Origin of the sequence: Sphingomonas sp. CROZ-RG-20F-R02-07 (assembly GCF_022662335.1) — a bacterium.
Classification (GTDB): Bacteria; Pseudomonadota; Alphaproteobacteria; order Sphingomonadales; family Sphingomonadaceae; genus Sphingomonas.
The window spans coordinates 1-5,311 of record NZ_JAKNQJ010000038.1; the positions used below are offsets into that span (position 1 = coordinate 1).

At 64.7% G+C, this 5,311-nt stretch carries 4 protein-coding genes; 2 read left to right on the plus strand and 2 right to left on the minus strand.

Annotated features, from left to right (window positions below; all coding sequences use genetic code 11):
* On the plus strand, positions 1-227 hold a 227-nt coding region (locus tag L8H00_RS18510), incomplete at its 5' end, for a LuxR C-terminal-related transcriptional regulator (protein ID WP_242098806.1).
* A gap of 206 nt (positions 228-433) precedes the next feature.
* On the opposite strand, the gene L8H00_RS18515 is transcribed toward L8H00_RS18510, so the two are convergent.
* Positions 434-2,572, minus strand: coding sequence for a penicillin acylase family protein (locus L8H00_RS18515; protein ID WP_242098808.1), 2,139 nt, complete (start codon positions 2,570-2,572; stop codon positions 434-436).
* 227 nt (positions 2,573-2,799) lie between these two features.
* Positions 2,800-3,561 (minus strand): hypothetical protein, encoded by a 762-nt coding sequence (locus L8H00_RS18520; RefSeq protein WP_242098810.1) that lies wholly within the window; start codon positions 3,559-3,561, stop codon positions 2,800-2,802.
* 520 nt (positions 3,562-4,081) lie between these two features.
* Here L8H00_RS18520 and L8H00_RS18525 point away from each other — a divergent pair.
* Positions 4,082-5,253, plus strand: a protein-coding gene (locus tag L8H00_RS18525; protein WP_242098812.1) for an IS3 family transposase whose coding sequence is annotated in 2 segments (ribosomal slippage) — positions 4,082-4,346 and positions 4,346-5,253 — 1,173 coding nt in all. Because the reading frame shifts where the segments join, the coding sequence is not laid out codon by codon here.
* The last annotated feature ends 58 nt before the right edge of the window (positions 5,254-5,311 follow it).

The following is a 5,311-nucleotide window of genomic DNA, read 5'->3' on the forward strand; positions in this document are numbered from 1 at the left end:
GGCTGACGCCGCGAGAGCGCGAGGTGCTCGTCGGTTTGGTCGAAGGCGGGACAAACAAGTCGATCGCGCAGAAGCTCGGAATCAGTCCGCGCACGGTGGAGCTCCATCGCGCTCAGGTAATGAACCGCCTCAATGCGAACACCTTGACGGAGCTGCTGCGGATTGCGCTCGCGGCAGGTGTCGGCCCCTCCACGGATCATGGTCGCAAGCCGACGAGCAATACTTAACGATCGCCGAAGGGCCAGCCGCCTTGATTACTTTCGTCCGCTTTTGCTGCGAGCTGCCGTTCAGCAGCCCCCGAGGGAACGGCGGGTAAGTCCCAAACCTTGCCGCTCCGACTGCCGCTACCGCAACATGAACGGGCGGCCGAAGTTGGGGAGTCCGAAAGAGCCTCTGAGCGTCTGAGAATGGGGCTAACGCGATTGTCGCACCGCTAAGGTCGGTAAATCCGCTCAACGTTGCCGCGAAGCTGCGCGCGGGTGAACAGGACCGGCTTTGTGCGGTGTGCGGCGAATAGCGGAGCCTGATCGGTGTAATGGGGCGAGTTCGGGCGCGTCGTTGCCGTGCCGAACGGTTGGATTGAACGGGATGAGACCCGGCCCTGTTGATCCCACGCCATGAACATGACGAAGCTGTCGCCGTCACGCACCGCCAGCCGGCCATCGGGCGCTTCGTCCCACAATGCCATCGCGCGCAGCACGTCGGGGCCACCGTCGAGCGGCAGATCAACGCGTCCCTGCCGTAGCCGCAGCATCGCGCCAAGCGGCGGGTCCAGTCGGTGAAAGACGCGCATGAGGTAGGCGCTTGCCTCAAGTAGCGCTTTCCGAGGATCGCTCTCGGGCTCGCGCTGATAATGCCACTTCTGCCCCGTCCGCATCAGCAGCGCGGCCAGTGCCTGTCCGGGATGATGGCCATCGAAGCTCCAGTCCCACCGTCCAAGCAGCGCCTGTGCGGTGGCAATCCGCCGGTCACCGCGCGGATTTGCCCGGACCAAGTCGGCAATCCAGCGCGCCGCCCAGCTGCGGCGGCTGACGACGGTGTCGTACTTGATCGCTTCCAACTCCCGCTCGCCGATCCGCGCGTGGGCGCCGAACAATTCGAGCGCGCGGGTGCTGCGGTTGGTGGTATCCGTCTCGATGCCGAGCAGCGGCGAAAAGGCGCGCGGGTCAAGCTCGGAGCCGATCCCCGCCGCCTGGAACGGCGTGCTGTTGGCGTTGACGAGGAAGCCCGACGGCGGGTCGACATGCTGCGGCACCATGCGCCACGGGACGGTGCCCGGCTGGTAGTCGGCGCTCGTGTCGCCGGGCAGAACGCGGGCGTAATCGAAGCCCGGCCGCCGGTTTGGGAAGGCGGCGTTGTAGATATGCGCGATCCGCCCCGTCGCATCGGCATAGACGAAGTTGGTGGCCGGCACCGCCTGCATCGCCAGCGCAGCGCTCCACTCGCGCCAGTCGCGCGCGCGCTGCAGGCGGTAATACTCCTCGACCATCCCCATCTGGTCCGCGCCTGCGTAGCGGATCGCGAAGGCACCCTTACGGTTCTCGATGACCGGACCCTGGATGGCGCGATGAACCGTCTTGGGAACGGGGAGCACGAACGGCCCCCATAGTTTCACCGGCAGCCATACGCGCTGCGCCTCGATCGGTCGCCAGCGTCCGTTGAAGCGATAAGCATTGCCGGCTTCGTTAAGTGTCAGCCGGTAGATGTCGGTAAGGTCGGGCCGGTCGACGGTGTTGGTCCAGCCGAGCGAGGTTCCGTGGCCCAGCAGCGGATAAGGTGCACCTGGGAACGTCGCGCCGGCGAAGTTCCAGCCCTGGCCAGAATGGACGACCAGCTCGTACCAGGCGACGCCGCCGCGCCAGGGCTGGTGCGCGTTCGACACCAGCCGCGTCGTACCGTCGCTCGATCGCCATGGGCTAATCGCAAAGGCATTGGAGCCGGCCTCGATCCCGCTTGGTCCCACCGGCGTCACGTCCGGAGCGTCGGGTGTCCGTCCAGCGCTCTCAGCTGGCAACGGCTTGGCGTCGGCCAATGCGCCGAGCACGTTTTCTAGTCCGAAGAAGAAGGGCGAACGGACCACGAAGCCGACCGCAACGTCTCGACCGTTGACGGGGAACAGCCGCGCGAGCTTCACCTCTTCGGGGTGACGCGCGGCGTAGAGGTTGAGGCCGCTGGCATAGCCATCGAGCAATGCCCGCACGTCGGAGGGTTGTCGGTCATAATCGCGGTCCACAGTTGCCCGCGCACCGAGCAGGTGGACGACGTAGTCCGTTTTCGCTCCCGCAGCGCCCGTGATGGCGCCCAGGCGAGCGCGGGTCATCGCCATAACCTCTTGCAGCGTGGCGAAATCGTCTTCGGCATGGGCATAGCCGATGCCGTAGGCAACGTCGGGATCGGTTCGACCGAAGATATGGGGCACCCCCCACCGATCGCGCGCGATCACCGTGTCGTAGCGATGGGGCGGCGGCGGTGCCGCGCGGCTTGCGGTCAGCGGCTCCCAGGCGGCCAATCCCGCGGCAATCAGGATCCCTAGCAGGATCAGCAGCGCCCCAACCCACTTCAACGAATTCATGGTCCAAGCGCGCATGGCGGCGGCATAGCGTCATTGCATGGGCACAGCCAATTGGTTCGACGGCATGTGAACGAGCAACCGAAGCTAGGAGATAGACCTGTGCGCTGAATGGCGACTTATGGGTCGTGGCGGTCGCGAGGCAGGACGCGACAGCTATACTGAGCTTCAAACCTGAAAACGCCGTCCGGTTCGCGCTCGAGTAACAGACCTAGCCGTAAATCAATCTCCTATGATCCTGTTGTTCTCGCGCCAGCCGGGGACGGCTGGCTCAGCTTGACCGGCTTGCCTTCCGCCCAGACCGATGCGGCGTGCAATCCGTAGTAAAGCGACATCAAGATCATCAGGACGATGACATAGCGAAGTGCGACTGCAGCACCCGACGCCAGCAGACCGGCCTTCCGTCCGCGAAACCAGAGCTGGAGGCGGGTCTCGCCCTGCAGCAGGGTCGCGACGAGGATGATGAGCACAGGGATGTGGCCGACGACGTCGACCATGCCGAACTCCGGCATCGCTATGACAAAGACGCCGGCGAGCAGGACCGCAGCGACCCGGACCAAGACCGCGCGACCGACCAGTAGGTAGAACGACAGGCTGAACTCGACGAACCCGGCGATCGTTGTGACCGACGGAAACGGGAAGCCTGCCGTCACGCTGGGATGCCGCAGCAGGACGGCGATCGTCCATTGCGGGAACAGGAACTTCTCGACCGCCGTCCACATCAGGCTGAGGCTGAGGCTGGCCGTGAGGATCGACACCCGCCACGATGCCAGACACAAGTGACGTCGCAACGCCGGCTGGCCAAGCGCGACGTAGAGCGCCAGCCCGACGAAGAAGAGGTAGTCGATCATGTAGAACGGGCCGAACCGCACGACGCCGATGCCGTACAGCATGAGCAGTCCAACGGCGGCTGCCACCGACAGGCGCGGTATCAGCACCATCGCGGCGATCGCGAGTTGTAGCAGGCCGACTAGGTGATCGCGATTGATCATCTCCGGTGTCAGCACAGATCCCGTCGCATTGTCCGCCCAGAGCACGACTGCCAGTTCGCGCCAGAGGCACACCGCGTAGACGGCAAGCCGACGCGGACGATCAGGTCAACGACGACGCCTCGCCGATCGCCCTCCCGAGGGACTGGCATGACGCGAGCGAGAAATGCGTCGCAGCCGCCGCCGAACGCCACCAGCGTCGCGAACCCGGCCAGGCAGGTGAAGAACAGCTGCGATAGCACCTGCTGCAGCGGCGCCGGGGGAAGCGACGGGTCGATGGGGCCGCAGAACCACTTCACATGAGCCTGAGCGACGCCGGGAAGCAGCACGCACGCGACGAACGCGAGTCCATGTCCCAATCGTGAGCAGTGGATGCGGTGATCGAACAAACAGCGTCACTCCCGATAACGCTTATGGATACGATCTCAGGCAAAGCCCGGACGCGTGATAAGGCCAAGTTTGAGCTGCCCCCTTCTGAGTGGTCCATCGACTATGACAGTCTGGATCAAGGAAGGGACGACTAATGCCTGCCGAGAAGCACAAGCCCGAGGAGATCATCGGCAAGCTGCGTGAGGTCGAGATCATGCTAGGCCAAGGGAGCACGACTGCTGAGGCGTGCCGGCGCATCGCGGTCAGTGAGCAGACGTATTACCGCTGGCGCAAGGAGTACGGCGGCCTGAAGACGGATCAGGCGCGGCGGATGAAGGATCTAGAGAAGGAGAACCTGCGGCTGCGCCGTGCGATCTCGGACCTGACGCTGGACAAGCTGATCCTGCAGGAGGCGGCACGGGGAAACTTCTAAGCCCCGCGCGACGTCGGCGGTGCATCGACCAGGTGAAAGAGGTGCTGGACGTATCTGAGCGACGGGTGTGCCGTGTGCTCGGGCAGCATCGGTCGACGCAGCGCAAGGTGCCGTGCGGGGCAGATGACGAAGAGGCACTGACCGACGACATCGTCGCGCTGGCCAAGCAGTACGGGCGCTACGGCTATCGCCGGGTGACAGCGCTGCTGCATGCGGCGGGCTGGTCGGTGAACCACAAGCGGGTGGAGCGGATTTGGCGGCGCGAAGGCCTCAAGGTGCCGCAGAAGCAACCTAAGCGTGGCCGGCTGTGGCTGAACGATGGCTCGTGCAGCCGGCTGCGGCCCGAGTATCCAGGGCATGTCTGGGCATACGATTTTGTCGAAGCGCGAACGCACGACGGGCGCAAGTTCCGCATCCTTACCATCATCGACGAGGCCAGCAGGGAATGTCTCGCACTGATCGTCGCCCGCCAGCTTCGGCACGAAGACGTGCTGGCAGCGCTTGCCGATCTGTTCATCGCACGGGGTCCGCCAGCGCATATCAGGTCGGATAACGGCAGCGAGTTTATCGCTACCGCAGTTCAGAAATGGCTTGGGCAGGTCGGCGTAAAGACACTGTACATCGCACCGGGCTCGCCTTGGGAGAACGGCTACAACGAGAGCTTCAACGGCTCGCTGCGTGACGAGCTGCTCAACGGCGAGATATTCTACAGCCTCGCCGAAGCCAAGGTGCTGATCGAGGCGTGGCGGCGTCACTACAACACTGTCCGACCGCACAGCAGCCTGGGCTACCGCCCGCCCGCACCAGAAGCGGCGACACCGCCATTGCCGGCCTCCGGTTCCGCTTCGCTCCACCTACGCCCGGCAATGGCGGCGGAGACGACAATGCACTAACTATCTACCCGGACCACCCGGTGGGGGCTGCTCACCTCGTCGCGGCCCCCAAGCAGCA